This is a genomic window from Rubellimicrobium arenae (assembly GCF_017916275.1).
Lineage (GTDB): Bacteria > Pseudomonadota > Alphaproteobacteria > Rhodobacterales > Rhodobacteraceae > Rubellimicrobium > Rubellimicrobium arenae.
On the sequence record NZ_JAFMST010000004.1, the window covers coordinates 17,403 to 41,028 of the forward strand.

The window sequence follows — 23,626 nt, forward strand, 5'->3', positions numbered from 1 at the left end:
CGCATGACCCAGGCCCAGACGATGTACGAAGGGCTTCGCCCGCCCTACGCCGCCTTCGACGCATGGCTGAAGGGCGAGAACCCGGGACGTCTCCTGCGCAAGCAGCACGAGGCCGAGGAGGTGTTCCGTCTCACCGGGATCACCTTCAACGTCTATGGCCGGGCCGAGGCGGCCGAGCGGCTCATCCCCTTCGACATCATCCCGCGCATCATCTCGGGCCGCGAATGGGCCCGCCTGGCCAAGGGCATCGAGCAGCGCGTCCGCGCCATCAACGCGTTCCTGCACGACATCTACCACCGCCAGGAAATCATCCGCGCCGGCCGCATCCCCGTGGAGATGATCGCGCGCAACGCGGCCTTCCTGTCCAAGATGATCGGGGTGGAGCCGCCGGGCGGCGTGTACACACACATCGTCGGCATCGACCTCGTGCGGACCGGCGAGGATGAGTTCTACGTCCTGGAGGACAATGCCCGCACCCCGTCGGGCGTGAGCTACATGCTCGAGAACCGGGAGACCATGCTCCAGATGTTCCCGGAGCTGTTCTCCCGGAACCGGGTGCGGCCCGTGTCGAACTACCCGCTGGCGCTGCGCCGCAGCCTGGCGGCCTGCGCCCCGGCCGCCACTCGGGGCGACCCGGTCGTCGCGGTCCTGACGCCGGGGCTCTACAACTCGGCCTACTACGAACACTCGTTCCTTGCGGACAAGATGGGCGTGGAGCTGGTCGAAGGGCACGACCTCCGCGTCGTGGGCGGCCGCGTCGCCATGCGGACGACCGAGGGCTACAAGCCCATCGACGTGCTCTACCGCCGCGTGGACGACGACTTCCTCGATCCGCTGAACTTCAACCCAGAGAGCGGGCTCGGCGTGCCCGGCATCTTCGACGTCTACCGCGCCGGCGGCATCACCATCGCCAACGCCCCGGGCACCGGGATCGCCGACGACAAGGCCGTCTATTCCTACATGCCCGAGATCGTGCGCTTCTACACGGGCGAAGCGCCGATCCTCCAGAACGTCCCCACCTGGCGCTGCAATGAGCCGCAGGCCCTGCGCTACGTGCTCGACAACCTCCATGACCTCGTCGTGAAGGAGGTCCACGGCTCGGGCGGCTACGGGATGCTGGTGGGCCCGACCTCCTCCAAGAAGGAGATCGCCACCTTCCGCGAGAAGCTGCTGGCCAATCCCGGCAACTACATCGCGCAGCCCACGCTGGCGCTGTCCACCGTGCCGATCTTCACGCGCGCGGGCCTCGCCCCACGCCATGTGGACCTGCGGCCCTATGTCCTCGTCTCTCCTGACGGGGTGACGATCACGCCCGGAGGCCTGACCCGGGTTGCGCTGAAGAAAGGGAGCCTCGTCGTGAACTCGTCCCAGGGCGGCGGCACCAAGGACACCTGGGTGCTGGAAGAGTGATGCTCGGAAAGACGGCCGGGGGCCTGTACTGGATGTTCCGCTACCTCGAGCGGAGCGAGAACACCGCGAGACTGATGGCGGCGGGACAGCGGATCGCCCTGACCCGCAGCCACGCCGACGACGAATGGATCTCGGTCCTCGAGACCACCGCGACGCTGGATTCGTACAGCGCGCGCTACGGCGAGGTGACGCGGGACAACGCCATTCAATGGATGCTGTGCGACCGGGACAACACCTCGTCGGTGATGACGGTCATCGAATCCGCCCGCAACAACGCCCGCCTCGTGCGGACCGCGCTCACGCGCGAGGTCTGGGAAAGCGTCAACGAATCCTGGATGACGCTCAAGGACGCCCTGTCCCAGAAAGTGGGCGAGCGGGAGCTTCCCCAGGTCCTGACGCTCATCCGCAACCGCAGCGCCCATGTGCGTGGGGCCTTTGCCGGCACGATGCTGCGCAACGACATCTACAACTTCGCGCGGCTCGGCACGTTCATCGAACGCGCCGACAACACCGCCCGCCTTCTGGACGTGAAATCCTACGTGCTGCTGCCTTCGGCCAGCGCGGTGGGCTCTTCGCTGGACAACGTGCAGTGGGAGACGATCCTTCGCTCCGTGTCGGCCGAAGGGGCCTACCGGATGACCTACGGCCAGGACGTGCGGGCCCGCAACATCGCGCAGTTCCTGATCCTCGACCGCCGGATGCCCCGCTCTTTGGCCTTCTCGGTGGGCAAGCTGGTCGACAACTACGGCTACCTGGCCGACTGCTACGGAACCCGCCTGGACAGCCACGCCAAGGCGGGTGCTCTGCACTCGGATTTCCTGGCGGTCGGGATCGACGAGATCCTCGATGCGGGGCTCCACGAGTTCATCCAGGCCTTCCTCCGCGACGTCGCGGAGGTGGGCTCCCAGACCGAGGTGGACTACCGCTTCTATGCATGACCCCCTGCGCCTCCATGTCCGTCACGTCACGACCTACGACTACGAGACCCCCGTTCCCTGGGGCCTCCAGCAGCTCCGACTGACCCCGCAGGCGCACAAATGGCAGCGCATCATCAACTGGACCCTGTCCTACGAGGGGGCGCAGCACGAGGCGACCTTCGAGGATCAGCACCGCAACACCGTGGACCTGGTCAGCGTCGAGCCCGGGGCCACCTCGCTCCGCATCACCTGCGAAGGCGAGGTGGAGGCGATCGATACGGCCGGGATCGTCGGCCCGCAGGCCGGCTACTGCCCGCTCTGGCTCTTTGAGCGGCCCACTCCCCGGACCGAGGCCGGCCCGGGTTGCGCCGCCCTCGTCGATTCGGTGAAGGCAGAGCCCAAGCTCCTGCTTCGCCTCCATGACCTGTCCGCGGCCGTGGCCGGGGCCGTGCGCTACGAAACCGGCGTGTCCCAGGTCGGCTGGACGGCCGAGCAGGCCTTGGACGAGGGCCGGGGCGTCTGCCAGGACCAGACCCATGTCTTCCTCGCCTGCGCCCGGGCCATGGGCATTCCGGCCCGCTATGTGTCGGGCTACCTCCTCATGGAAAAGGAGGAGCAGGATGCATCCCATGCCTGGGCCGAAGCCTGGGTCCCGGACCTGGGCTGGGTCGGCTTCGATGTGGCGAACGGGATCTCCCCGGACAACCGTTACGTGCGCGTCGCGACGGGTCTCGACTATGGCGAGGCCGCTCCTGTATCAGGCGCGCGTCACGGGACCGGAGGCGAGAAACTGTCCGTCTCGGTCGAGGTACGGGCGCAGTAGGCGCCCGGAGGAGGATTCATGACCTACTGCGTGGGGCTCAGGCTCAGCCGGGGGCTCGTGTTCATGTCGGACACGCGCACGAATGCGGGGCTCGACAACATCTCGACCTATCGCAAGATGTTCACCTGGGTGGACGACGGCGAAACCGTCATCACCATCATGACCGCCGGCAACCTCGCCACCACGCAGTCGGTCGTGTCGCTGATCGACGAACGCAACCGGGCCCCCTCGGAACGGCACCCCGCGATCCTGCAGCTGCCATCGATGTTCCAGGTGGCCAAATACGTCGGCAACACCCTCAAGGAGGTGATCGCCCAGCACGCCGAGGCGGGCGAACGGGCGGAAAGCTACTTCAATGCCACGATCATCGTCGGCGGCCAGGTCAAGGGCAGCGAGCCGCGCCTTTTCCTCATCTACCCGGAAGGCAACTTCATCGAGGCCGGGGAGGACACGCCCTTTCTCCAGATCGGGGAGTTCAAGTACGGCCGTCCCATCCTGGTCCGCGCCTTCGACCCGGACATGAGCTTCGAGGCCGCCGTCAAGCTCCTGCTGGTCAGCTTCGACTCCACGATCAAGGCCAACCTGTCGGTCGGCCTTCCCCTGGATCTCCAGGTCTATGAGAAGGACAGCCTCAAGCGCGGGCTCACACGACGGATCAAGGGGAACGACGCCTATTTCCAGACCATCAGCCACGGCTGGGGCGATGCGCTGAAGCAGGCGTTCGACTCTCTCCCCGACCTCGTGTTCTGATGGCGCGCACCTACGTCCTGGGCGACATCCATGGGCAGATCGACCAGCTTCGGCATGCCCACGCCCTGATCGCGGCCGACCGCGCCCAAACCGGGGAGGATGCGCCCGTCGTCCATCTTGGCGACCTGACCGACCGTGGCCCGGCCAGCGCCGAGGTCGTCGATTACCTGCGCCAGGGTCCCATGCAGGGTGGTCCCTGGATCACGATCCGCGGGAACCACGACTTCATGTTCCGGCTGTTCCTTGACGATCCCCTGGCGCGCGACCCCGGCCTGAACCCGGCCTATACCTGGCTGCATGAACGCCTGGGCGGCCTTCAGACCCTGGCGAGCTATGGCGTCGACGCGTCCCCGGACCGCGACCCCATGGACCTCTGGGCCGAAGCGCGGGCCAGGGTGCCCGTGGCCCACCGCGTGTTCCTCGACAACCTGCCCCTGCTGCACAGGACCGATCAGGTCGTCTTCGTCCATGCCGGGATCCGCCCGGGCGTTCCCCTGATCGCCCAGGTGCCGCAGGATCTGATGTGGATCCGCGAGGGGTGGCTCGACGACAGGACCGACCACGGCCTTCTGGTGGTCCACGGCCATACCGCGCTCGACGAGCCGTTCCACTACGGCAACCGCGTCAATCTCGATGCGGGGGCGGGCTATGGCCGCCCCCTCGTCCCGGCCGTCGTGGACGGACGGGATGTCTGGCTCCTGACCGAGGACGGGCGGCTGCCGCTCCGGCCCGAGATGCCGGCCCCCTGACTACTTGAGCCGGATCGCGAAGTGCTTGCGCACCGGCTCCTCGATCCGCCAGACGCCTCTGAAGCCGACCTCGACGGCGAAGGCATCCCCCGGCCCCACGGTGACGGGCTCGCCGCCGTCCTCGGTGATGGTGATGCGCCCTTCGATGATGTGCACGAACTCGTAGGCCGCATAGGTCGTGTGGTACGAGCCGACCGTCGCCTCCCAGGTGCCCGAGATCATGGTCCCGTCGGCGGCCGTATGCTGGACCCAAGTCCGCATGCTCGGGTTTCCCTCGATCTTGACCCAACCCTTCAGGTCGTCGGTCATGGGTTCGCCCCGGGGCTCCCCCAGACGGGTGACGTTCGGCATGTCGATCTCTCCTCTTCCCGGGGCGGGCCCGGCCTGTCCGGTCGCGAAGGAACCCTCAAACGACCTCCTGGTCAATGGCCGCAGGGTTTACAGCGGACGCGGGCTCCGCTTTCTTCGCGCCCGACGAAGGAGGCACGACATGGAACAAACCTGGCGCTGGTTCGGACCCAAGGACCCGATTCCCCTGAGCCATGTGCGGCAGGCGGGCGCGACGGGAATCGTCTCGGCCCTGCACGACCATTACCGCGGCGAAGTCTGGCCCGAGGACGCCATCGCCGAGCGCAAGGCCGTGATCGAGGCCGCGGGCCTGCGCTGGTCGGTGGTCGAAAGCATTCCCGTGCCCAACGCCATCAAGCTGGGCGGCGAACCCGCGCGCGAGGCGACCGCCGCCTTTGCCGAGACGATGCGACGCCTCTCCCGCGCCGGGCTGCAGACCATCTGCTACAACTTCATGCCGGTCGTGGACTGGACACGGACCGAGTTGCGTCACCCGATGCCGTCCACGGGCCTCGCGCTTCGCTTCGACATGACGGACTTCGTGGCCTACGACGCCTACATCCTGGCCCGGGCTGGCGCGGACAGGGACTATCCGCCGGACCTTCTCCGGCAGGCCGAGGCCCGCGTCGGGGTCCTCACGCCCGAGCAGGTTCAGCGGCTCGAGGCCACGATCATCGCGGGCCTTCCGGGTGCCGAGGACAGTCACAGCCGCCAAGGCATCGCGAACGTCATCGCCCGCTACGCCGACCTGAGCCCCGACGACCTGAGGGCCAACCTGCGGACGTTCCACGAGACCGTCGTGCCCGTCGCGCGCGAGGTCGGGGTCCGGCTCTGCATCCACCCCGACGATCCGCCCTTCTCGCTTTTCGGGTTGCCGCGGGTGGTGTCCACCGCCCAGGACCTTGACGCCATCTTCGGCGCGGTGCCCGAACGCGAGAACGGCCTGACTTTCTGCGCAGGCAGCTTCGGCGCACGGGCCGACAACGATCTTCCGGCGCTGCTCGAGGCGCATCTGGAGCGGGTCCACTTCGTGCACCTCCGCAACGTGTCCACGGAGCCCGACGGCTCCTTCGTCGAGGACGACCACCTGGTCGGAAACGCCGACATGGTGCGGCTGCTCGCCCTTCTCCTCCGGGAGGAGGCTCGCCGCCGCGAGGAGGGCCGGAGCGACCACCTGATCCCATTCCGTCCGGACCACGGCCACCTGCTGCTGGACGATCAGGACAAGACCACCCTGCCCGGCTATTCGGCCATCGGTCGGCTGAAGGGCTTGGCCGAGCTTCGCGGAATCCTGGCCACCCTGACCCACCCGACCTATGGGGTGCTCCAATGACCGGCCGCTTCGAGGGCCAGACGGCCCTGATCACCGGATCGAGCGGCATGGGCTTGGCCTCGGCCCTGCGCCTCGCGCGCGAGGGGGCCCGGGTGCATCTTTGCGGGATCGACGAGGCTTTGAACGAGGCCGCCCGCGAGGCGGTCGGGGATCTGCCCGTGACCGTGACCCGCGTGGACCTCACGCGCGACGACGATGTGGACGCCTGGGTTCGCGCCGCGGGCGACGCCGATGGGATCAACCACCTCGTCAACGCCGCCGGGATCCAGACCTACGGCGACCTCGACACGACGACGATCGCCGACTGGGACCGAGTCATGTCGGTCAACCTGCGGGCCTTCTTCACCGCCAGCCACTTCGCCTGGCCCTATCTCAAGGCCCGGGGCAACGGCGCGATCATCCACATCTCCTCCGTGCAGGGTTTCGCGAACCAGAAGAACGTCCTCGGCTACGCGACCACCAAGGGCGCGGTCCATGCCATGACGCGCGCCATGGCCGTGGACTGCGCCCGGCACGGGGTGCGCGTGGTGTCGATCAGCCCCGGCTCGGTTCGCACGCCGCTGCTCGAGTATGGCGCGGCGCAGATCGCCGGACCGGACGGCGACCCCGAGGATGTGATCGCGATGTTCGGACGGGGCCACCCGATCGGCCGCATCGGCACGGCCGAGGAGGTTGCAGGCCTCGTGGCCTGGCTCTGCTCCTCGGAAGGCGCCTTCGTCACCGGCACGGATGTCCGCATCGATGGCGGCCTGACCGCTCAGCTGGGGGTCTGACCCTTCCGCGTCGCGCCCGGGCCTTCCTGGACGCGCCCCACGAAGGCCAGCACGGCCCGCCGCGTGCTGCGGCCGGCCGGAGCGGGTCGGATCAGGACCGGCCCGTCAGGCGGCCCAGCCACCCCTTGGCCTGCACCGGGCGGTTCTCGATGGCGGCGGCAAAGCGTTCGACAAAGCCGTCGGCCACCTTCCGGGCCGCCATCTCCACCAGGAAATTGGGCATGCTGGCCAGCTTGCCCCCCAGTTCCGCCGTCAGGTCCCAGGACAACTTCGTGCCCGAGTCCGCGGGATCAAGCCGGATGCGAGCCGCCCCCTTGGCCAGGCCCGCCGCCCCGCCCCGCCCTTCGCCGATCAGGAGACAGCCGCGGCCGGGCTCCACCTCGGTCAGGTCGAAGCGGCCGGACAGGCGTGCCTCCATCCCGCCCACCTTGCGGGCCACCGTGATGTCGTAGCCCTTGGCAGGGCTGCCCTTCATCGACTCGCAGCCTGGGATCAGGGTCTTAAGGAACTCCGGATCGATCAGCGCGTCCCAGACCACGTCCGGCGCGGCAGCGATCAGTTTGTCTCCGGTAATCTGCATATCGTCCTCCTCGGGTCTTCCAACCTAATGGCCGGCCTTGGACGGCGCTAGGGGCCGAACTCAAGCGGCGGAGGCGGCTCTTGCCTCCGATGGCGGGTCCAGGGGCGATCCCCGGCCCAAAGCTCCGTCGCGATCAGCCGCAGCCCGCCCCCCTCCGCCCATCCTGCCACCGCTCCGGTGCGGGCCAGCATCGACGCATCCAGCACCAGGCACGGCCGCCCCTCGGCCACCTGATCCGTGACGAGGAGATCCGCGCCGTCGCATCCCTTGACCTGCGCCAGGGCACGCGCCCCGCGCACGAGGAGGATGTCACGTCCGCCCACCACGGCCTGGGCCGTGCGGTCCCCTCGAATCACGCCGGGGCGTCCAGCCGCCTCGTCCTGGGGGGCGAGGTCCCCATCGCCGGCCAGCCATTGCTCCACCTCGAAGCCGGCCCCGGTGGGTCGGGACACCGCACGCCCCTCGGCCCCCAGGACGGCCATGATCCCGCCCGAGCCGGAGATGAGCAGGTCCGGGCGGCTCGCGGCGCTCCACAGGGCCAGGGCCAGGACCAGAACGGGAAGTCCGATCCAGCGGCCCCGTCCTTGCCAGAGGATCACGATGAGCCCGCCGATGGTCAGCAGCGGCAGGACGGCCGAGGGTGCGCTTGGGACGCCACCCACGGCGCCCTTCAAGCCCCCGACAAGCTCGGCCACCAGCAGGATCCAGCGGCAGCCAAGCTCCAGCATGAGGAGAGCGGGCTGGGCCAGGCCAAGGCCCGCGCCCAGTCCCAGCAGCGCCGCGCCCGGCATGACCAGGATTCCCATGGCCGGCGCGGCAAGCAGGTTCGCGACGAGGCTGTAGGCGCTGTAGCGGTTGAACTGGGCCCCGGCATAGGGCGCGGTGGCAAGGCCAGCCACCACCGAGGACAGCAGAACGAGGGCGACCGGCCCCGCCCAGCGCCACCGCCGCGCCCAGGCCTGGGTCGCCGAGCCGAACACGACGCCAAGCGCCGTGACCGCGGCGAAGGACATCTGGAACCCGGCATTCACGAGGCCTTCGGGCCGGGTCACGAGAACGATCAGCGCGGCGATCGCAACGGACCTCAGGGTCACCGCCCGCCGGTCGCACAGGATCGCCCCCAGCATCACCGCGACCATGATGAATGACCGCTCGGTCGCCATGTCGCGGCCTGCGAGCGCCAGGTAGAAAGCGCCAGCGGGCAAAGCGAGCAGCGCGGCCAGCTTCTTTCCGTTGACCCGGAGCGCCAGTGAAGGCACCAGGGCCACCCCCGACCGCACCAGGCCGAAGATGAACGTCACGAGCAGGCCCATGTGGGTGCCGGAAATCGACACGAGGTGGTAGAGTCCCGAATCCCGCATCGCCTGGTTCGCCCGCGCGGACAGGCCGGACCGGTCGCCTGTGGCCACCGCCGACGCGAGCCCGCCGGCATCGCCCGGGATCCGATCGCGGATCCCCTTGGACAAGCCAGTCCGGAGGCGCCCGATCCAGAGGCTCCCATCCGGGGGCGCGCGGGTCAGGACCGGACTTTGGGTGTAGCCGATCGCGCCCAGGCGGTCGAACCACGCGAACTGCCGGAAGTCGAAGTCGCCCGGCTCCACGGGTCCGGACGGCGGCGACAGATGCCCGGTGAGCATCACGGTCCGCCCCGGCTCTGCCACGAGCCAGCGCTGATCGCCACGCACCGAGATGCGGACGCGCTCCGGTGTGCGGTCGGGCGGCACATCCTCCAGCACCACGCGATCCAGCGTGAGACGGAGGGCGTCCGAGGCCGAGCGATCGATCTCGACGATCCGGCCCTCGATCGGGCCATAGTACCGGAACTCCAGGACCGGCGCGGCCACGACCCAGGTCCGCCAACCCGCGAGGCCCAGCCCCGCGGCAGCCAGCGCAAGGCCGAGGGCCAGGGGCGCAAACGCGGCAGGCAGGCACCACGTGGCCAGCAAGGCCAGGGCCGTGACGCAGGCCAGGGCCACCCAGGCCCAGGGGCCGGGCTCGACCGGGAGGGCGAAGTAGGTCCCGATGCCGACCCCAAGGGCGACCGGAGCCCAGGGGAGCAGATGGCCGCTCTGCGCCAGAAGGACGGCTTCGGCCCGACCGCGAAGGCGCGCGATGGCGCCCGCCGCACCAGATCCGAGATCGACGGACGGGTCGAGGTCCACTTGTCCTGCTCTCAACCGCTCTTTAATCCGCACGCATGAAGTTACATCGCGGATGATGAACGAGAGGTTAACCGCAATGACCGACGCCCCCGTCGTCACCCGTTTCGCCCCGTCGCCGACGGGCGCGCTCCATATCGGCGGCGCGCGGACGGCGCTGTTCAACTGGCTCTTCGCCCGGGGCCGCGGGGGCAAGTTCCTGCTCCGGATCGAGGACACCGACCGCGCCCGGTCCACGCCCGAGAACACGCAGAAGATCCTCGACGGCCTCAACTGGCTGGGCCTCGACTGGGATGGCGAGCCGATCAGCCAGTTCGCCCGGGCCGGCCGGCACGCCGAGGTCGCCCGCGAGATGCTGGCGCGGGGACAGGCCTACAAGTGCTTCGCCACGCCCGAGGAGATCGAGGCCTTCCGCGAGCAGGCCCGGGCCGAAGGGCGCTCGACCCTCTACCGCTCTCCGTGGCGCGACGTGCCGGACTCCGACCATCCCGACGCCCCCTACGTGATCCGGGTCAAGGCTCCGCGCGATGGCGCGACCACGATCCACGACGCCGTGCAGGGCGAGGTCACGATCCAGAACGACCAGCTCGACGACATGGTGGTGCTGCGCGCGGACGGCACGCCGCTCTACATGCTGGCGGTGGTGGTGGACGACCACGACATGGGCGTCACGCATGTGATCCGGGGGGACGACCACCTCACCAATGCCTTCCGGCAGAAGATGATCTACGAAGCCATGGGCTGGGCGGTGCCGGTGATGGCCCATGTTCCGCTGATCTTCGGTCCGGACGGCAAAAAGCTGTCCAAGCGCCACGGCGCCACGGCAACGGCCGATTACCAGGCCATGGGCTACCTGGCCTCGGCCATGCGCAACTACCTCGCCCGCCTGGGCTGGAGCCACGGCGACATGGAGGTCTTCAACGACCAGGAGGCGATGGCCGTCTTCTCGCTGGATGGAATCGGGAAGTCGCCGGCCCGATTCGACTTCAAGAAGCTTGAGAACGTTTCGGGCCAGCACATGGCGCGGACCCCCGATGACATCCTCCTGGCCGAGCTGGACTCGTTCCTCGCGGCGACCGGCCAGCCTCCGCTCCCCGACGGCCATCGGGACCGGATCCTTCGCGCCCTGCCCTTCGCCAAGTTGAAGGCCAAGACCCTCCCGCAATTGCTCGATCAGGCGCATTTCGCCGTCGTCGATCGTCCGATCGAGGTCGACCCGGCGGCAGCCAAGACGCTCGATCCGGTATCCCACGGTATACTGGCGGATTTGACGCCGCAGCTGCAAAATGCTAGCTGGGAGCGCGAGGCCCTCGAGGGGGTCGTGGCGGCTGGGGCACAGGCGCACGGGACGACGCTCGGCAAGCTGGCCGGGCCGCTGCGGGCGGCTCTGGCAGGGCGGGCCGTGGCGCCCAGCGTGTTCGACATGATGCTTGTGCTTGGCCGGGACGAGACCGTCGCGCGACTTCACGACACCTTAGCACGCCAGGGGTAGAGAGACCGTGGAACAACAGAGGGGCGCCTTCATGGCCGAGAACAGGACCGCCACGCTCACCATCGACGGCAAGGAGTACGCCCTGCCGATCCTGAGCCCCACCGAGGGGCCCGACTGCATCGACATCCGCAAGCTTTATGGCCAGGCGGACGTCTTCACCTACGACCCCGGCTTCACCTCGACCGCCGCCTGCGACTCGACGATCACGTTCATCGACGGGGACAAGGGCATCCTGACCCATCGGGGCTATCCGATCGAGCAACTGGCCGAACGCTCGCATTACCTCGAGGTCTGCTACCTCCTCCTGTACGGAGAGCTGCCCTCCGCCGCCGAGCTCGAGAAGTTCGAGACCACGGTGACGCGGCACACCATGATCCACGAGCAGATGCACAACTTCTTCCGGGGCTTCCGGCGGGACGCGCATCCGATGGCGACCATGGTGGGCGTGGTCGGGGCCATGTCGGCCTTCTACCACGACAGCCTCGACATCAACGACCCGCGCCAGCGCGAGATCGCGGCCTACCGCCTGATCGCCAAGATGCCGACCATCGCGGCGATGGCCTACAAGTACTCGATCGGCCAGCCCTTCGTGTACCCGCGCAACGACCTCGATTACGCGGCCAACTTCCTGCACATGTGCTTTGCCGTCCCGGCCGAGCCCTATGACGTGAACCCCGTCCTCGCCCGTGCGATGGACAGGATCTTCACGCTGCACGCCGACCACGAGCAGAATGCCTCGACGTCGACGGTGCGGCTGGCGTCGTCCTCGGGGGCGAACCCCTTCGCCTGCATCGCGGCCGGGATCGCCTGCCTCTGGGGTCCGGCCCATGGCGGCGCGAACCAGGCCACCCTCGAGATGCTGCGCCAGATCGGCACGCCCGAGAACATCCCCGACTTCATCGCCAAGGTGAAGGACAAGTCGTCCAACGTGCGGCTGATGGGCTTCGGGCACCGCGTCTACAAGAACTTCGACCCCCGCGCCAAGGTCATGAAGCAGACCGCCGACGAGGTGCTCGAGCTTCTCGGCGTCCATGACAACCCGCTCCTGCAGGTGGCGCAGGAACTGGAGCGGATCGCGCTGCAGGACGACTACTTCATCCAGCGCAAGCTGTATCCGAACGTGGACTTCTACTCGGGCATCATCCTCGAGGCGATGGGCTTCCCGACCGCGATGTTCACTCCGATCTTTGCGCTCGCGCGAACGGTGGGCTGGATCTCGCAATGGAAGGAGCAGCTTGCCGATCCGCAGCTCAAGATCGGGCGGCCGCGGCAGCTCTACCTGGGCGAGTCGCTGCGCGACTACATCGAGATCGAGAACCGCTGACCACCCAAAGGGCCGCCACAAGGCGGCCCTTCACTTTCCTGGGGCACCCTTCGCGTCAGTGGCGCAGGAGATCCTCAAGCCGGGCCTTCTCGTCGGCGGTCAGGCTTTCCGGCTCCGGCCCCCTGCTTCGGCCGCGGACCACGGCCCAGCCGATCCCGAGCCCGGCGACCAGCATCGCCGGCCCCGCGAGCCAGAGCAGGAGGTTCGCCCCCTCGGCGGTCGGGCGCAGGAGCACGTATTCCCCGTAGCGCGCCACCACCGCCGCCTGGACCTGATTGTCGCTGTCGCCAGCCTCGAGACGCTCCCGCACGAGGAGGCGGATGTCCCGGGCCACCTGGGCGTGCGATTCGTCGATGGATTCGTTGCGGCACACCGGGCAACGCAGGCCGGTCGAGATCTCCCGCGCCCGCGCTTCGAGCCCCGGGTCCGACAGCACCTCGTCCGGCTCCACGGCGAGGAGCGCCGTGGGCCACAACAGGAGCGCGAACAGAAGGGCCCTCATTCCGCGGCCACCGCAGCGCGGGACAGTCGGGCGGCGCCGGCTGCCACGCGAAGGCGCCGATCCGACAGCGACATGAGTCCGCCCAGCGCCATCAGGATGGCTCCGCCCCAGATCCAGTTCGCGAAGGGCTTGATGTAGGTCCGCACGGCATAACCGCCCCCCTCCTGCGCGTCGCCGATCACGACATAGATGTCGCGCAGGACGCCGTTCTGAATCGCGGCTTCGGTCGTCGGCATGGCCGCGACGGGGTAGAACCGCTTCTCGGGATGGAGGCGGGCGACCTGGGCTCCGTCGCGGGTCACGGTCACGTCCGCCATCAGGCTGCGGTAGTTGGGCCCGGGCACCTCGTCCACGCTGTTCAGGGTCAGCTCGTAGGCGCCGACCTGGAACGACTCGCCCAGGGCCGCGGTCCGGATGTCCTCCTCCTGCCAGGCCATGAGGAGGGAGATGCCAAGGATCGTCACGCCCAGCCCGGCATGGGAGATCGCCTTGCCCCAATCCGCGCGCGGCAGGCGAAGGAGCCGCGAGGCCCCGGACGTGCCGGTGCGCTGCCACAGGTCCACGGCCGCGCCGGCGATGATCCAGACGCCCAGCGCCGTTCCGACGGGAGCCAGGATCGAGCGCCCGGTTCCGACGGTCCAGGCCAGGGCGGCCAGCGCGAAGGCGAGGATCAGCGCCGGCAGCAGCGCCCGCAGGCTGCGTGTCAGGTCACCCCGCTTCCAGGCGAGGAGGCTGCCGACAGGCAGGACGATGGCCAGGACCACCATGAAGGGCGTGAAGGCAGCCTCGAAGAATGGCGCGCCGACCGACAGGACGCGGCCCAGGAGCATCTGCGCGACCAGCGGCCAGATCGTCCCGACGAAGACCACGAAGGCGGCCACGGCCAGCAGGATGTTGTTGAGCACGAGAGCAGCCTCCCGGCTGACCATGCCGAAGACCCCCTTGGCCTCGAGCGCCGTCGCGCGCGCGGCAAAGAGAGTGAGCGCGCCGCCCACGAACAGGGCCAGCACGATGAGGATGGCGACGCCGCGGGCCGGGTCCATGGCGAAGGCATGGACCGAGGTGATGACGCCCGAGCGGACGATGAACGTCCCCAGGAGCGAGAATCCGAAGGCCAGGATCGCGAGAAGGACCGTCCAGGATTTCAGCGACTCGCGCTTTTCGACCACGATCGCGGAATGGAGCAGCGCGGCGGCAAGGAGCCAGGGCATGAAGCTCGCGTTCTCGACCGGGTCCCAGAACCAGAAGCCGCCCCATCCGAGCTCGTAGTAGGCCCACCAGCTTCCGAGGGCGATGCCGACCGTCAGGAACATCCAGGCGGCGAGCGTCCAGGGCCGGACCCAGCGGGCCCAGGCCGCGTCCACCCGCCCCTCGATCAGGGCGGCCACGGCGAACGAGAAGGACATCGAGAGCCCGACATAGCCCAGGTAAAGGAAGGGCGGATGGAAGGCGAGACCGGGGTCCTGAAGGAGCGGATTGAGATCCCGGCCGTCCATCGGCGGCACCTCGATCCGCAGGAACGGGTTCGACGTGAACAGGATGAACGCCAGGAACGCCACACCGATCGAGGCCTGGACCGCCAGCACCCGCGCCTTGAGGGGGAGCGGCAGGTTCGTCCCGAACATCGCCGCCGCCGCCCCGAAGGCGGACAGGATCAGCACCCAGAGGAGCATCGAGCCCTCGTGGTTGCCCCAGACGCCCGTCAGCTTGTAGAGCCAGGGCTTCGCCGAATGCGAGTTCTCGTAGACGAGGAGAACCGAGAAGTCGGAGGTGAGGAAGGCCCAGCTGACCGCGCCGAAGGCGAAGGCGATCAGCAGGAACTGCGCCGTGGCGGCAGGCGTGGCCATCTCCATCCAGCCGCGCCAGCCCTTCTGCGCCCCGACGAGCGGCACGACGGTCTGGAGCAGGGCGGTCCCGAAGGCCAGGATAAGGGCGAAATGTCCGAGTTCGACGATCATGTTGCGCATATACATGTTGGGCCCCGGCGCGCCAAGCACGGCGGGCCGGGGCAGATCGTCACGCTCGGACGCGCTGCCAGTCGGCCAGGGCGGCGTTCGCGGCGGGAGCCAGCGTCCCGAGGGTGAGAGCGGCGTCGCCCCCCGGCTCGGCGGCGGACGGGCTGTCGGCCCGAAGGGATGCGACCGGCCGGGGCGCGGTGGCGGAGGCGAGGATCTCGCGCTGGAACTCCTGGGCATGAGCCTGGACGCGTGCGCCGAAATGCAGCGACAGCACCGCCCCGATCAGCCACCAAAGCCCCTCGGGCATGCGGGCCAGCGCCTCCATGCGGTCCGAGAACCAGTCCGGCGCGACGACGGCCGCGCCCAGGAGCGCGAGCGTCCCCAGGGCGGAGACGGGCCGGGGCAGCCGGTTCAGCGCGTCCACCACGCGGTCGAAGGCGGCGCGCGGCCGCTGGCCGAGGTGGTCGACGGCCGGGGGCATCCCCGACGTCTCGGCCTGCCGCCGAAGCTGGTCGGCGATGTCGATGGCCTGCGCCCCCGAGAGCCAGCCCAGCGGGTTCACGATCAGTGCCATGACCTGGTCCTTTCGCGGTGCTCGGCGTCGGTCAGATGGTAGCGCGGGGCGATGAAGGACTCCGCCCGGGTAATCCAGCCGCCCTTTCCGCCGTCGCGGCGGCAGGCGAATTGCCGGCAGGCGGGCCGGGCCTCGGCCAGGGCGTAGTAGTAGTTGCGCCGCGCGATGCCGTAGGCGTCCACGATGTGGTCGGGCGCGGTCCGGGCCGCCTCGTGGGCAGCCGCGATGGTCCGGGGCCCGACGATCCCGTCGGCGGCGCAGGGATGCCCCATCCCGGTCAGCATCGTCTGCAGGATGCGGATGGCCTGCGGCCCCGCGTTCACCTGCATGTCGAAGACGCTGGGTTGCAGCGCCTGGGGCAGTTCGTCCAGCCGGGGCTGCTGGAAGTAATGGCGGATGAAGATGGCGGCCGCCTGCTGGGGCGTCAGCCGGCGCAGGTCGGCTTCGGTCACGCGGCGGTCGCCATCCAGATCGAGGCGAAGGCGCCGCAGCGTCTCGATGGTGACGCCGTACTGGGTGGCTCCGCCCGGGTCTCCGGGGCGGTCGGACCAGCCGCCCTCGCGGGCGACGATCTCTCGGGCGATGTCTTCGACGGTCGGCATGGGGGTCCCCCTGTTGTGGATGGGGGCCAGGATCGCGCCGACGGGTTAATTGGTTACTGGAGCACCGTGCGTTGCGCCGTCCGCGCCCGGCTCGACATAGACGCCCTGGTCCTTGAGCGCGTCGATGACCTCCTTGGGCATGTAGGATTCGTCGTGCTTGGCCAGGATCTCGGTCGCCTCGAAGGTGCCGTCGACGAAGCGCCCGGTGGCCACGGTCCCCTGCCCTTCGTCGAAGAGGTCCGGCTTGAGGTTGTCGCCGACGTAGTGGACCGGGATCTCGGCCCCGCCATCGGTCACGGTGAAGAAGAAGTGCACGCCCTCGTCCGGCTTGATGCTGCCGTCCTTCACGAGGCCGCCCAGGCGGAACACCTCGGCGGCGGAGGGCGGCTCGGCCAGGAGCTGGCTGGGCGAGCGGAAGTAGTTGATCCCGTCGCGCATCGCGTAGCCGATCAGGCCCGTGGACAGCAGGAGGGACGCCGCCGCCAGGGCGATGATCTGGATGCGGCGCTTCTTCTTGAGGGGCATCATGGCAGGCGCCTCATGGGAAGATGGGGGCGAGCATCAGGCCCGCCGTTTCCGGAAGGCCCAGCATCAGGTTGGCGTTCTGCATCGCCTGGCCCGAGGAGCCCTTGTTGAGGTTGTCGAGGGTCGAGACGACCAGCGTCCGGCCCGCCACCCGGTCGCCGACCACGCCCAGGTGGACGAAGTTGGAGCCTTGGACATGGGACATGGCGGGCAGCTCCCCATAGGGCAGGACGACGCAGAACGGCTCCGGGGCGTAGCGGGCCGCGAGGGCCGCATGAATCGCCTGCGGATCGCCCTTGACGTAGCACGACGCGAGGATGCCGCGATTGACCGGAATCAAATGGGGCGTGAAAAGGATGCGCACCTCGCGCCCGGCCAGGGCCGAGAACTCCTGGTCGAACTCGCCCAGGTGGCGGTGCTTGCCCCCCTGGGAGTAGCCGGCGACGTCCTCGCTGCGTTCCGCGAAGAGCATGTTCTCCTTGAGCGAGCGGCCGGCGCCGGAGATGCCGTTCTTGAGGTCGCAGACGATGTCGTCGAGGTCGATCAGGCGAGCCTCGATCAGGGGCCGGAGCGCGAACTGGACCGTGGCGGCGTTGCACCCGGTCCCGGCCACGAGGCGGGCGCCCCGGATGCGGTCGCGGTAGAACTCGGTCAGGCCGTAGACGGCCTCCTGCTGGAGCTCGGGCGCGACATGGTCGGCGCCGTACCAGCTGCGGTAGCCTTCGGGGGTCAGGCGGAAGTCGGCGCCGAGATCCACGACCCTGAGCGTGCGCGGCAGGTCCTTGACCAGCGCCTGGCTCAGGCCGTGCGGCAGCGCCACGAAGGCCAGGTCGATGCCGGCGAAATCCACCTGGTCGATGGTGGTGAGCTGCGGCAGGTCGAGGTGCCGCAGATGCGGAAAGACCTGCGCCATCGACTGGCCGGCCTTGCGGTCCGCGGTCAGGGCGGCGATCCGCATGTCGGGATGCGTGGCGATGAGGCGGACAAGCTCCGCCCCCGTGTAGCCCGAGGCGCCCAGGATGGCGACATTGGCGGTCATGCGAGTCCCCCTTCGTTGGAAGGGGGATCTACGACCTGCGTCCCCTGCGCGCAACGGCGCAGGGTGTCGCGGGCCGTGCCGGGCCGGAGGCGCTCAGGTGGAGCTGCCGCCTTCCTCTTCCTCGAAGAGTTCGGCCGCGACGGCGCCGTTGGCCGAAAGCCGGACCCGGTCGCCTTCCACGTCGGCCACGAGGCCGAGCGAGATGAAGTGGTGATGGCCTTCGTGCTGGCCTTCGCCGCTGTCGCGCTTGGTCAGCTTGATGCGGTCGCCCTCGACCTTGTCCACCGTGCCGACATGGACGTCATCGGCCCCGATGACTTCCATGTGCTCCCTGATGCTGCTTGCATCCGCCATCCTGCGGTCTCCTTGTTGTGGCGCATGCCGCGTGAGCGGCTGGCCCCCCAACGCGGGCCGGTGCGGTTTGGTGCCACGCAAGCGCGTCCGGAGGTCAGGCGGGCTGGAATTCGATCCGGCGCCGAAGGAACTGGGTCGCCCGGTCGGACACCTGGCGGGGCCGGCCGGTGGTCAGGAACATCGACTCGGTGCCCGGCCCGACCATGCCGGGATGCCGGCGCAGGTAGTCGGCCAGGCTTTCGGCCACGAGGTTGGCCTGGGAGAAGACCTTCACCTGCGGCCCGAGGGCGTCCTGGAAGACCTGTTCCATCAGCGGATAATGGGTGCAGCCCAGGATCGCCGCGTCCGGGTCGGGCATCTTGCGCCTGAGCGCGTCGACATGCGACCGCACCAGCGCCTCGGCGAGGATCATGTCCCCGTCCTCGATCGCATCGACCACGCCGCCGCAGGCCTGCGCCTCGACGTCCACGCCGATGGCGCGGAAGGCCAGCTCGCGCTGGAACGCGCGGGAGGCGACGGTGGCGGGGGTGGCGAAGAGGGCGACGTGCTTGACCGCCACCTCGCGCGGGGGGGAGTTGTCGCCCCACTGCCGTTCGGTCAGTGCCTCGATCAGGGGCACGAAGACGCCCAGCACGCGCTTGTGCGGCGGCACCCAAGTTTCCTGCATCCGGCGCAGCGCGGCGGCGGACGCGGTGTTGCAGGCCAGGATCACGAGATCGCAGCCCGCGTCGAACAGGCGCTGCGTCGCGGCGGTGGTGAGCCGGTAGATGTCCTCGGCGTCCCGGACGCCGTAGGGGGCGTGGGCGTTGTCCCCGAAATAGGCGAGCGGCAGGTCCGGAAGGCGCCGCGCCACCGCGTCCAGAACCGTGAGACCGCCCAAGCCGCTGTCGAAGATGCCTACCGCCATCGCCTGCCCCTTTGCCGTCAAAGCGCCCGCCAGGGTCGTTGGCCCGCCCTGGCCGTGAGGACAGGTGATAGGAGGAGTCGCGGCGGAAATCCATCGCGGCCCTGCCCCCTGCGCCCCGGCGTCGCCGGCCGAGCGCCGGAGCCCTCGGGACTAGCGCCACGGCAGGCCGCAGCCGCTCTTGTGCCACCATCTGGAAACATGCAGTTGCGCAGCCAACTACGCAGGATTTGCATGGCACCTTTGCAAATTTCGCACGGACTACCTAGTTCCGTGCTACTGTCATGCGGTTCGCGAAGGGGCGGGAGACCATCGATGATGGACTGGGACAAACTACGCATCTTCCACGCGGTCGCCGATGCCGGAAGCCTGACCCATGCGGGCGACAGCCTCCACCTGAGCCAATCCGCCGTCAGCCGCCAGATTCGGGCGCTCGAGGAGAGCCTCAACACCACCCTGTTCCACCGCCATGCGCGGGGGCTCATCCTCACCGAGCAGGGCGAGCTGCTGTTCGAGGCGACCCGGGCGATGAACAAGCGGCTCGAGACCGCCGCCGCCCGCATCCGCGACAGCGAGGAGGAGGTCTTCGGCGAGCTGCGGGTCACGACCACGCTGGCCTTCGGCACGCTGTGGCTCGCACCGCGGCTGACCAAGCTCTACGAGCGCTATCCGGACCTCAAGATCGACCTGATGCTCGAGGAGCGCGTGCTCGACCTCCCCATGCGCGAGGCCGACGTCGCCATCCGCATGAAGGAGCCGTCGCAGGCCGATCTCATCCGCAAGAAGCTGATGGGCATCCGCATCGGCCTTTATGCCTCCAAGACCTACCTCGAGCGCGCGGCCCCCATCGAGAAGATGGAGGACATCGCCAATCACCGGGTGATCACGCAGGGGCCGAGCTCGGCGCAGGTCGCCGCCGGGGCGAGCCTGGCGCAGCAGCTGCTCAGCTACGACGTGCAAAGCCTGCTGACCATCAACAACTACTTCGGCGTGCTCCAGGCCACGCTCAGCGACCTGGGCGTGGGCGTGATCCCGGACTACATCACCGAGGACTTCCCCGAGCTCGTCCGCGTGCTGCCGGACGTGGAGTCGGGCGAGGTTCCGGTCTTCCTGGCCTACCCCGAGGAGCTTCGGCAGTCCAAGCGGGTCACGGCCTTCCGGGACTTCGTGCAGGAGGAAGTCATCGCGCACCGGCGCCGCATTCGCGACGCCGCATGACAACTTGCGGTTGAGTCATGCAGGAAACGCATGGCGGCTTTGCTGTTAGCGATCACGATTGCGCCTTGATGATACCAGGATCGCCTTCTATTTGGGCAATCGAAGCCGATGATGCCTTGCGCTCATCATCTTCAACCTCCCTGTTGGACTTCGCCGGGCCGTTGTGCCCGGCGTTTTTTTTGGCGCGCCCTGCCGCTGGATCGCAGGCGCTCTCTTCCGCCGGACGCCGCGACCCCCTAAAGGGCGCCAAGTCACCGTAGCGGAGATCCCCATGCGCCCGGAACCCGAGATCACGCCCGAGCTCGTCGCGGCCCACGGCATCAAGCCCGACGAATACGAGCGGCTGCTCGGCATCATCGGCCGGACGCCGACCTTCACCGAGCTCGGCATCTTCTCGGCGATGTGGAACGAGCACTGCTCCTACAAGTCGTCCAAGAAGTGGCTGCGGACGCTCCACACCGAAGGCCCCCAGGTCATCTGCGGGCCGGGCGAGAACGCGGGTGTGGTGGACCTGGGCGATGGCGACGCGCTTGTCTTCAAGATGGAGAGCCACAACCACCCGTCCTACATCGAGCCCTACCAGGGCGCGGCGACGGGCGTGGGCGGCATCCTGCGGGACGTGTTCACCATGGGGGCGCGGCCCATCGCGGCGATGAACGCGCTGTCGTTCGGGGAGCCCTCGCATCCCAAGACCAAGCGGCTGGTGGCCGGCGTCGTGGAGGGCGTGGGCGGCTACGGCAACGCCTTCGGCGTGCCCACGGTTGGCGGCGAGGTCCGCTTCCACCGGGCCTACAACGGCAACTGCCTCGTGAACGCCTTTGCCGCCGGCCTCGCACGGACGGATGCGATCTTCTATTCCGCGGCCTCGGGCGTGGGGATGCCGGTGGTCTATCTCGGTGCCAAGACGGGCCGGGACGGCGTCGGCGGCGCGACCATGGCCTCCGCGGAGTTCGACGACACCATCGAGGAGAAGCGCCCGACCGTGCAGGTCGGCGACCCCTTCACCGAGAAGCGCCTCATGGAAGCCTGCATGGAGCTGATGGCCTCGGGCGCCGTCATCTCGATCCAGGACATGGGCGCGGCGGGGCTGACCTGTTCCGCCGTGGAGATGGGTGACAAGGGCGGCCTGGGCATCCGGCTCGACCTCGACCGCGTTCCGGTCCGCGAGGAGGGGATGACCGCCTACGAGATGATGCTGTCGGAAAGCCAAGAGCGGATGCTCATGGTCCTGAAGCCCGAAAAGGAGCAGATCGCGCGGGCGATCTTCGAGAAGTGGGACCTCGACTTCGCCATCGTGGGCGAGACGATCCCGGAGGACCGGTTCCTGATCCTTCTCGGCAACGAGGTGAAGGCCGACCTGCCGCTGTCGCAGCTGTCGTCCTCGGCCCCCGAATACGACCGGCCCTGGGTGCCCACCCCTGCCCCGGCCGAGGCGCCCGCCGTGCCGCAGGTCGGTGCCGTGGAGGCCCTCAAGACGCTGCTGGTCGACCCGAGCACTGCCTGGAAGGGCTGGGTCTGGGAGCAATACGACAGCCAGGTCGGCGCGGACACGGTGCGCCGTCCCGGCATGGGCGCGGGCATCGTGCGGGTGCATGGGACCGGCAAGGCCGTGGCCTTCACCTCGGACGTCACGCCCCGCTATGTGAAGGCGAACCCGGTCGAGGGTGGCAAGCAGGCCGTGGCCGAGGCCTGGCGGAACCTCGTGGCCGTGGGCGCGCGTCCGCTGGCCGCGACCGACAACCTCAACTTCGGCAACCCCGAAAAGCCCGAGATCATGGGCCAGTTCGTGGGCGCCATCCAGGGCATCGGCGAGGCCTGCCGCGCGCTCGACTTCCCCATCGTGTCGGGGAACGTGAGCCTTTACAACGAGACCGACGGCAGCGCGATCCTGCCCACCCCCACCATCGGCGGCGTCGGGCTGCTGGGCTCTCTGGAGGAGATGATCGGCGGGCTGGCCCATCCCGGCGACCTGGCCGTGCTGGTCGGCGAGACCCGGGGGCACCTGGGCCAGTCGGCGCTGCTGGCCGCCCTGGGCACCGAGGCTGGCGACGCGCCCGCCGTCGACCTGGCCGTGGAACGCCGGAACGGCGAGTTCGTGCTGGCCAGCCGCAGCCTGATCCGGGCGGCGACCGACCTCGCGGACGGGGGGCTTGCCCTGGCAGGCTTCGAGATGGCGGACGCGGCCGCAACCGGGCTCGAGCTCGAGGCCGGGGATCTCCCGACCCTCTTTGGCGAGGACCAGGGCCGCTACCTGCTGGCCTGTGCGCCCGAGCAGGCCGAGGCGCTGCTGGACCGCGCGCGCGAGGCCGGGGTGCCGGTCCGCGTCGTCGGCCGTTTCGGCGGGGGAGCCTTCCGGATGGGCCACGAGCACGCGGCGATGCTGGACCTGGCCGCGCTTTGGCGGACGGCCTTCGAAGCGGCGGTGGCCTAGTCCGCTTGCGGGGGTCCCGGCGCTTTCCTACATTGAACCGAACGCACGAGGACCCCTTCCATGGCCATGCAAGCCCACGACATCGAGGCCCTGATCCGCGCCGCCTTTCCCCAGGCGCGCATCAGCATCACGGACCTTGCAGGCGACGGGAACCACTACGCCGCCGAGGTGGTGGACGAGAGCTTTCGCGGAATGAACCGCGTGCAGCAGCAGCGCGCCGTCTATGCCGCGCTGAAGGGCCGCATGGACGGGCCGAACGGAGAGCTTCATGCCCTCGCGCTTACCACCAAGGCGCCGGAATGATGAACGGGCCCTGACACGGATCGACCATCGCGGGGGACCCGGTGCGGGTCCATCCATCATCAGGGCCGGACTTCAGCAATATCTGCCGATCGGGCAGAGCCGAGACGAGAGGATCTCGAAATGACCACCACCACCGCGCAGGACCAGATCCGCGAGACGGTCAACACCAACGATGTCGTGCTCTTCATGAAGGGCACCAAGGCCATGCCGCAATGCGGGTTCTCGTCCCGCGTGGCGGGCGTGCTGAACTACATGGGCGTCGAGTACCAGGACGTGAACGTGCTGGCCGATCCGGATATCCGGCAGGGCATCAAGGACTTCTCGGACTGGCCGACCATCCCGCAGCTTTACGTCAAGGGCGAGTTCGTCGGCGGCTGCGACATCGTCACCGAGATGACCCTGTCAGGCGAGCTCGACGCGCTCTTCGAACAGAAGGGCGTCGCTTACGACAAGGCCCGCGCCGAAGAGATCCGGGCGGCCAACGCCTGAGGCGTGGCGGGCGGATCGCCGCCCAAGCCCTTGGCGCATTTGCAACAGTTTTGGGCGGCCCGGACTCCC

The 23,626-nt window shown here is 68.9% G+C and carries 24 protein-coding genes; 13 read left to right on the forward strand and 11 right to left on the reverse strand.

Features of this window, described 5'->3' with window-relative positions; all coding sequences use genetic code 11:
• Nucleotides 1-3: 3 nt before the first annotated feature.
• The 5 genes from J3P31_RS06910 to J3P31_RS06930 are packed head-to-tail and all read left to right on the forward strand — an operon-like array spanning nt 4 to nt 4,649.
• Nucleotides 4-1,410: a circularly permuted type 2 ATP-grasp protein gene (locus J3P31_RS06910; RefSeq protein WP_210528067.1), complete on the forward strand. Its 1,407-nt coding sequence runs from the start codon at nt 4-6 to the stop codon at nt 1,408-1,410.
• A complete protein-coding gene (locus J3P31_RS06915; RefSeq protein ID WP_210527701.1) occupies nt 1,410-2,348 on the forward strand; it encodes an alpha-E domain-containing protein in 939 nt (312 codons plus the stop codon). Before J3P31_RS06910 ends, J3P31_RS06915 begins: the two co-directional genes overlap by 1 nt.
• Nucleotides 2,341-3,150 (forward strand): transglutaminase family protein, encoded by an 810-nt coding sequence (locus J3P31_RS06920; protein ID WP_246849364.1) that lies wholly within the window; start codon nt 2,341-2,343, stop codon nt 3,148-3,150. The genes J3P31_RS06915 and J3P31_RS06920 overlap by 8 nt, the downstream gene beginning before the upstream one ends.
• A gap of 18 nt (nt 3,151-3,168) precedes the next feature.
• Entirely contained in the window at nt 3,169-3,900 is a 732-nt protein-coding gene (locus J3P31_RS06925; protein WP_210527702.1) for a proteasome-type protease, read from the forward strand.
• Nucleotides 3,900-4,649: a metallophosphoesterase gene (locus J3P31_RS06930; protein ID WP_210527703.1), complete on the forward strand. Its 750-nt coding sequence runs from the start codon at nt 3,900-3,902 to the stop codon at nt 4,647-4,649. The genes J3P31_RS06925 and J3P31_RS06930 overlap by 1 nt, the downstream gene beginning before the upstream one ends.
• On the opposite strand, the gene J3P31_RS06935 is transcribed toward J3P31_RS06930, so the two are convergent.
• The gene (locus J3P31_RS06935) at nt 4,650-5,000 is read right to left on the reverse strand and encodes a cupin domain-containing protein (RefSeq protein ID WP_210527704.1); all 351 of its coding nucleotides are present in this window, start codon (nt 4,998-5,000) and stop codon (nt 4,650-4,652) included. It lies immediately after the preceding gene.
• Nucleotides 5,001-5,139: 139 nt separating this feature from the next.
• On the opposite strand from J3P31_RS06935, the gene uxuA reads away from it, so the two are divergent.
• Nucleotides 5,140-6,330 (forward strand): mannonate dehydratase, encoded by a 1,191-nt coding sequence (uxuA, locus tag J3P31_RS06940; protein ID WP_210527705.1) that lies wholly within the window; start codon nt 5,140-5,142, stop codon nt 6,328-6,330.
• Nucleotides 6,327-7,103, forward strand: a complete 777-nt coding sequence (locus J3P31_RS06945; RefSeq protein ID WP_210527706.1) for an SDR family NAD(P)-dependent oxidoreductase — start codon at nt 6,327-6,329, stop codon at nt 7,101-7,103. The genes uxuA and J3P31_RS06945 overlap by 4 nt, the downstream gene beginning before the upstream one ends.
• Before the next feature lie 91 nt (nt 7,104-7,194).
• Here J3P31_RS06945 and J3P31_RS06950 read toward each other — a convergent pair whose 3' ends face one another.
• Together J3P31_RS06950 and J3P31_RS06955 are read right to left on the reverse strand one after the other, a co-directional pair.
• Complete coding sequence (locus tag J3P31_RS06950; protein ID WP_210527707.1) at nt 7,195-7,683, reverse strand: SRPBCC family protein; 489 nt, start codon at nt 7,681-7,683, stop codon at nt 7,195-7,197.
• A 47-nt stretch (nt 7,684-7,730) separates the two neighbouring features.
• Nucleotides 7,731-9,845: a ComEC/Rec2 family competence protein gene (locus tag J3P31_RS06955; protein WP_368373032.1), complete on the reverse strand. Its 2,115-nt coding sequence runs from the start codon at nt 9,843-9,845 to the stop codon at nt 7,731-7,733.
• 76 nt (nt 9,846-9,921) lie between these two features.
• Between J3P31_RS06955 and gltX the strand changes: the two genes are divergently transcribed.
• A complete protein-coding gene (gene gltX, locus J3P31_RS06960) occupies nt 9,922-11,334 on the forward strand; it encodes a glutamate--tRNA ligase (RefSeq protein ID WP_210527708.1) in 1,413 nt (470 codons plus the stop codon).
• A gap of 31 nt (nt 11,335-11,365) precedes the next feature.
• Entirely contained in the window at nt 11,366-12,658 is a 1,293-nt protein-coding gene (locus tag J3P31_RS06965; RefSeq protein WP_210527709.1) for a citrate synthase, read from the forward strand.
• A gap of 55 nt (nt 12,659-12,713) precedes the next feature.
• Here the strand turns inward: J3P31_RS06965 and J3P31_RS06970 are convergent, their stop codons facing one another.
• The 8 genes from J3P31_RS06970 to J3P31_RS07005 form a co-directional block, all read right to left on the reverse strand.
• The gene (locus tag J3P31_RS06970) at nt 12,714-13,160 is read right to left on the reverse strand and encodes a cytochrome c-type biogenesis protein (protein WP_210527710.1); all 447 of its coding nucleotides are present in this window, start codon (nt 13,158-13,160) and stop codon (nt 12,714-12,716) included.
• Nucleotides 13,157-15,118 (reverse strand): heme lyase CcmF/NrfE family subunit, encoded by a 1,962-nt coding sequence (locus tag J3P31_RS06975; protein WP_210528070.1) that lies wholly within the window; start codon nt 15,116-15,118, stop codon nt 13,157-13,159. The genes J3P31_RS06970 and J3P31_RS06975 overlap by 4 nt, the downstream gene beginning before the upstream one ends.
• Before the next feature lie 58 nt (nt 15,119-15,176).
• A complete protein-coding gene (locus J3P31_RS06980; RefSeq protein WP_210527711.1) occupies nt 15,177-15,692 on the reverse strand; it encodes a 3TM-type holin in 516 nt (171 codons plus the stop codon).
• Complete coding sequence (locus tag J3P31_RS06985; protein WP_210527712.1) at nt 15,683-16,294, reverse strand: holin-associated N-acetylmuramidase; 612 nt, start codon at nt 16,292-16,294, stop codon at nt 15,683-15,685. The genes J3P31_RS06980 and J3P31_RS06985 overlap by 10 nt, the downstream gene beginning before the upstream one ends.
• Nucleotides 16,295-16,339: 45 nt before the next feature.
• The gene (ccmE, locus tag J3P31_RS06990) at nt 16,340-16,822 is read right to left on the reverse strand and encodes a cytochrome c maturation protein CcmE (RefSeq protein ID WP_210527713.1); all 483 of its coding nucleotides are present in this window, start codon (nt 16,820-16,822) and stop codon (nt 16,340-16,342) included.
• A 10-nt stretch (nt 16,823-16,832) separates the two neighbouring features.
• Entirely contained in the window at nt 16,833-17,858 is a 1,026-nt protein-coding gene (gene argC, locus J3P31_RS06995; RefSeq protein ID WP_210527714.1) for an N-acetyl-gamma-glutamyl-phosphate reductase, read from the reverse strand.
• 93 nt (nt 17,859-17,951) lie between these two features.
• A complete protein-coding gene (locus J3P31_RS07000; protein ID WP_210527715.1) occupies nt 17,952-18,212 on the reverse strand; it encodes a DUF2171 domain-containing protein in 261 nt (86 codons plus the stop codon).
• A 94-nt stretch (nt 18,213-18,306) separates the two neighbouring features.
• A complete protein-coding gene (locus J3P31_RS07005; protein ID WP_210527716.1) occupies nt 18,307-19,119 on the reverse strand; it encodes a glutamate racemase in 813 nt (270 codons plus the stop codon).
• Between the two features lie 315 nt (nt 19,120-19,434).
• On the opposite strand from J3P31_RS07005, the gene J3P31_RS07010 reads away from it, so the two are divergent.
• The 4 genes from J3P31_RS07010 to grxD all read left to right on the forward strand — a co-directional run bounded on the left by J3P31_RS07010 (nt 19,435) and on the right by grxD (nt 23,557).
• Complete coding sequence (locus J3P31_RS07010; RefSeq protein ID WP_210528071.1) at nt 19,435-20,334, forward strand: LysR family transcriptional regulator; 900 nt, start codon at nt 19,435-19,437, stop codon at nt 20,332-20,334.
• Between the two features lie 271 nt (nt 20,335-20,605).
• Nucleotides 20,606-22,765, forward strand: coding sequence for a phosphoribosylformylglycinamidine synthase subunit PurL (purL, locus tag J3P31_RS07015; RefSeq protein ID WP_210527717.1), 2,160 nt, complete (start codon nt 20,606-20,608; stop codon nt 22,763-22,765).
• 60 nt (nt 22,766-22,825) lie between these two features.
• Entirely contained in the window at nt 22,826-23,068 is a 243-nt protein-coding gene (locus tag J3P31_RS07020; protein ID WP_210527718.1) for a BolA/IbaG family iron-sulfur metabolism protein, read from the forward strand.
• A 120-nt stretch (nt 23,069-23,188) separates the two neighbouring features.
• Nucleotides 23,189-23,557 carry a Grx4 family monothiol glutaredoxin gene (gene grxD / locus J3P31_RS07025; protein ID WP_210527719.1) on the forward strand — a complete coding sequence of 123 codons (369 nt, stop codon included), beginning with the start codon at nt 23,189-23,191 and terminating at the stop codon, nt 23,555-23,557.
• The last annotated feature ends 69 nt before the right edge of the window (nt 23,558-23,626 follow it).

Coding starts and splice junctions, on each gene's coding strand:
- J3P31_RS06910 (WP_210528067.1), top strand. CDS start 4: ATGACCCAGGCCCAGACGATGTACGAAGGGCTTCGCCCGCCCTACGCC.
- J3P31_RS06915 (WP_210527701.1), top strand. CDS start 1,410: ATGCTCGGAAAGACGGCCGGGGGCCTGTACTGGATGTTCCGCTACCTC.
- J3P31_RS06920 (WP_246849364.1), top strand. CDS start 2,341: ATGCATGACCCCCTGCGCCTCCATGTCCGTCACGTCACGACCTACGAC.
- J3P31_RS06925 (WP_210527702.1), top strand. CDS start 3,169: ATGACCTACTGCGTGGGGCTCAGGCTCAGCCGGGGGCTCGTGTTCATG.
- J3P31_RS06930 (WP_210527703.1), top strand. CDS start 3,900: ATGGCGCGCACCTACGTCCTGGGCGACATCCATGGGCAGATCGACCAG.
- J3P31_RS06935 (WP_210527704.1), bottom strand. CDS start 5,000: ATGCCGAACGTCACCCGTCTGGGGGAGCCCCGGGGCGAACCCATGACC.
- uxuA (WP_210527705.1), top strand. CDS start 5,140: ATGGAACAAACCTGGCGCTGGTTCGGACCCAAGGACCCGATTCCCCTG.
- J3P31_RS06945 (WP_210527706.1), top strand. CDS start 6,327: ATGACCGGCCGCTTCGAGGGCCAGACGGCCCTGATCACCGGATCGAGC.
- J3P31_RS06950 (WP_210527707.1), bottom strand. CDS start 7,683: ATGCAGATTACCGGAGACAAACTGATCGCTGCCGCGCCGGACGTGGTC.
- gltX (WP_210527708.1), top strand. CDS start 9,922: ATGACCGACGCCCCCGTCGTCACCCGTTTCGCCCCGTCGCCGACGGGC.
- J3P31_RS06965 (WP_210527709.1), top strand. CDS start 11,366: ATGGCCGAGAACAGGACCGCCACGCTCACCATCGACGGCAAGGAGTAC.
- J3P31_RS06970 (WP_210527710.1), bottom strand. CDS start 13,160: ATGAGGGCCCTTCTGTTCGCGCTCCTGTTGTGGCCCACGGCGCTCCTC.
- J3P31_RS06975 (WP_210528070.1), bottom strand. CDS start 15,118: ATGATCGTCGAACTCGGACATTTCGCCCTTATCCTGGCCTTCGGGACC.
- J3P31_RS06980 (WP_210527711.1), bottom strand. CDS start 15,692: ATGGCACTGATCGTGAACCCGCTGGGCTGGCTCTCGGGGGCGCAGGCC.
- J3P31_RS06985 (WP_210527712.1), bottom strand. CDS start 16,294: ATGCCGACCGTCGAAGACATCGCCCGAGAGATCGTCGCCCGCGAGGGC.
- ccmE (WP_210527713.1), bottom strand. CDS start 16,822: ATGATGCCCCTCAAGAAGAAGCGCCGCATCCAGATCATCGCCCTGGCG.
- argC (WP_210527714.1), bottom strand. CDS start 17,858: ATGACCGCCAATGTCGCCATCCTGGGCGCCTCGGGCTACACGGGGGCG.
- J3P31_RS07000 (WP_210527715.1), bottom strand. CDS start 18,212: ATGGCGGATGCAAGCAGCATCAGGGAGCACATGGAAGTCATCGGGGCC.
- J3P31_RS07005 (WP_210527716.1), bottom strand. CDS start 19,119: ATGGCGGTAGGCATCTTCGACAGCGGCTTGGGCGGTCTCACGGTTCTG.
- J3P31_RS07010 (WP_210528071.1), top strand. CDS start 19,435: ATGGACTGGGACAAACTACGCATCTTCCACGCGGTCGCCGATGCCGGA.
- purL (WP_210527717.1), top strand. CDS start 20,606: ATGCGCCCGGAACCCGAGATCACGCCCGAGCTCGTCGCGGCCCACGGC.
- J3P31_RS07020 (WP_210527718.1), top strand. CDS start 22,826: ATGGCCATGCAAGCCCACGACATCGAGGCCCTGATCCGCGCCGCCTTT.
- grxD (WP_210527719.1), top strand. CDS start 23,189: ATGACCACCACCACCGCGCAGGACCAGATCCGCGAGACGGTCAACACC.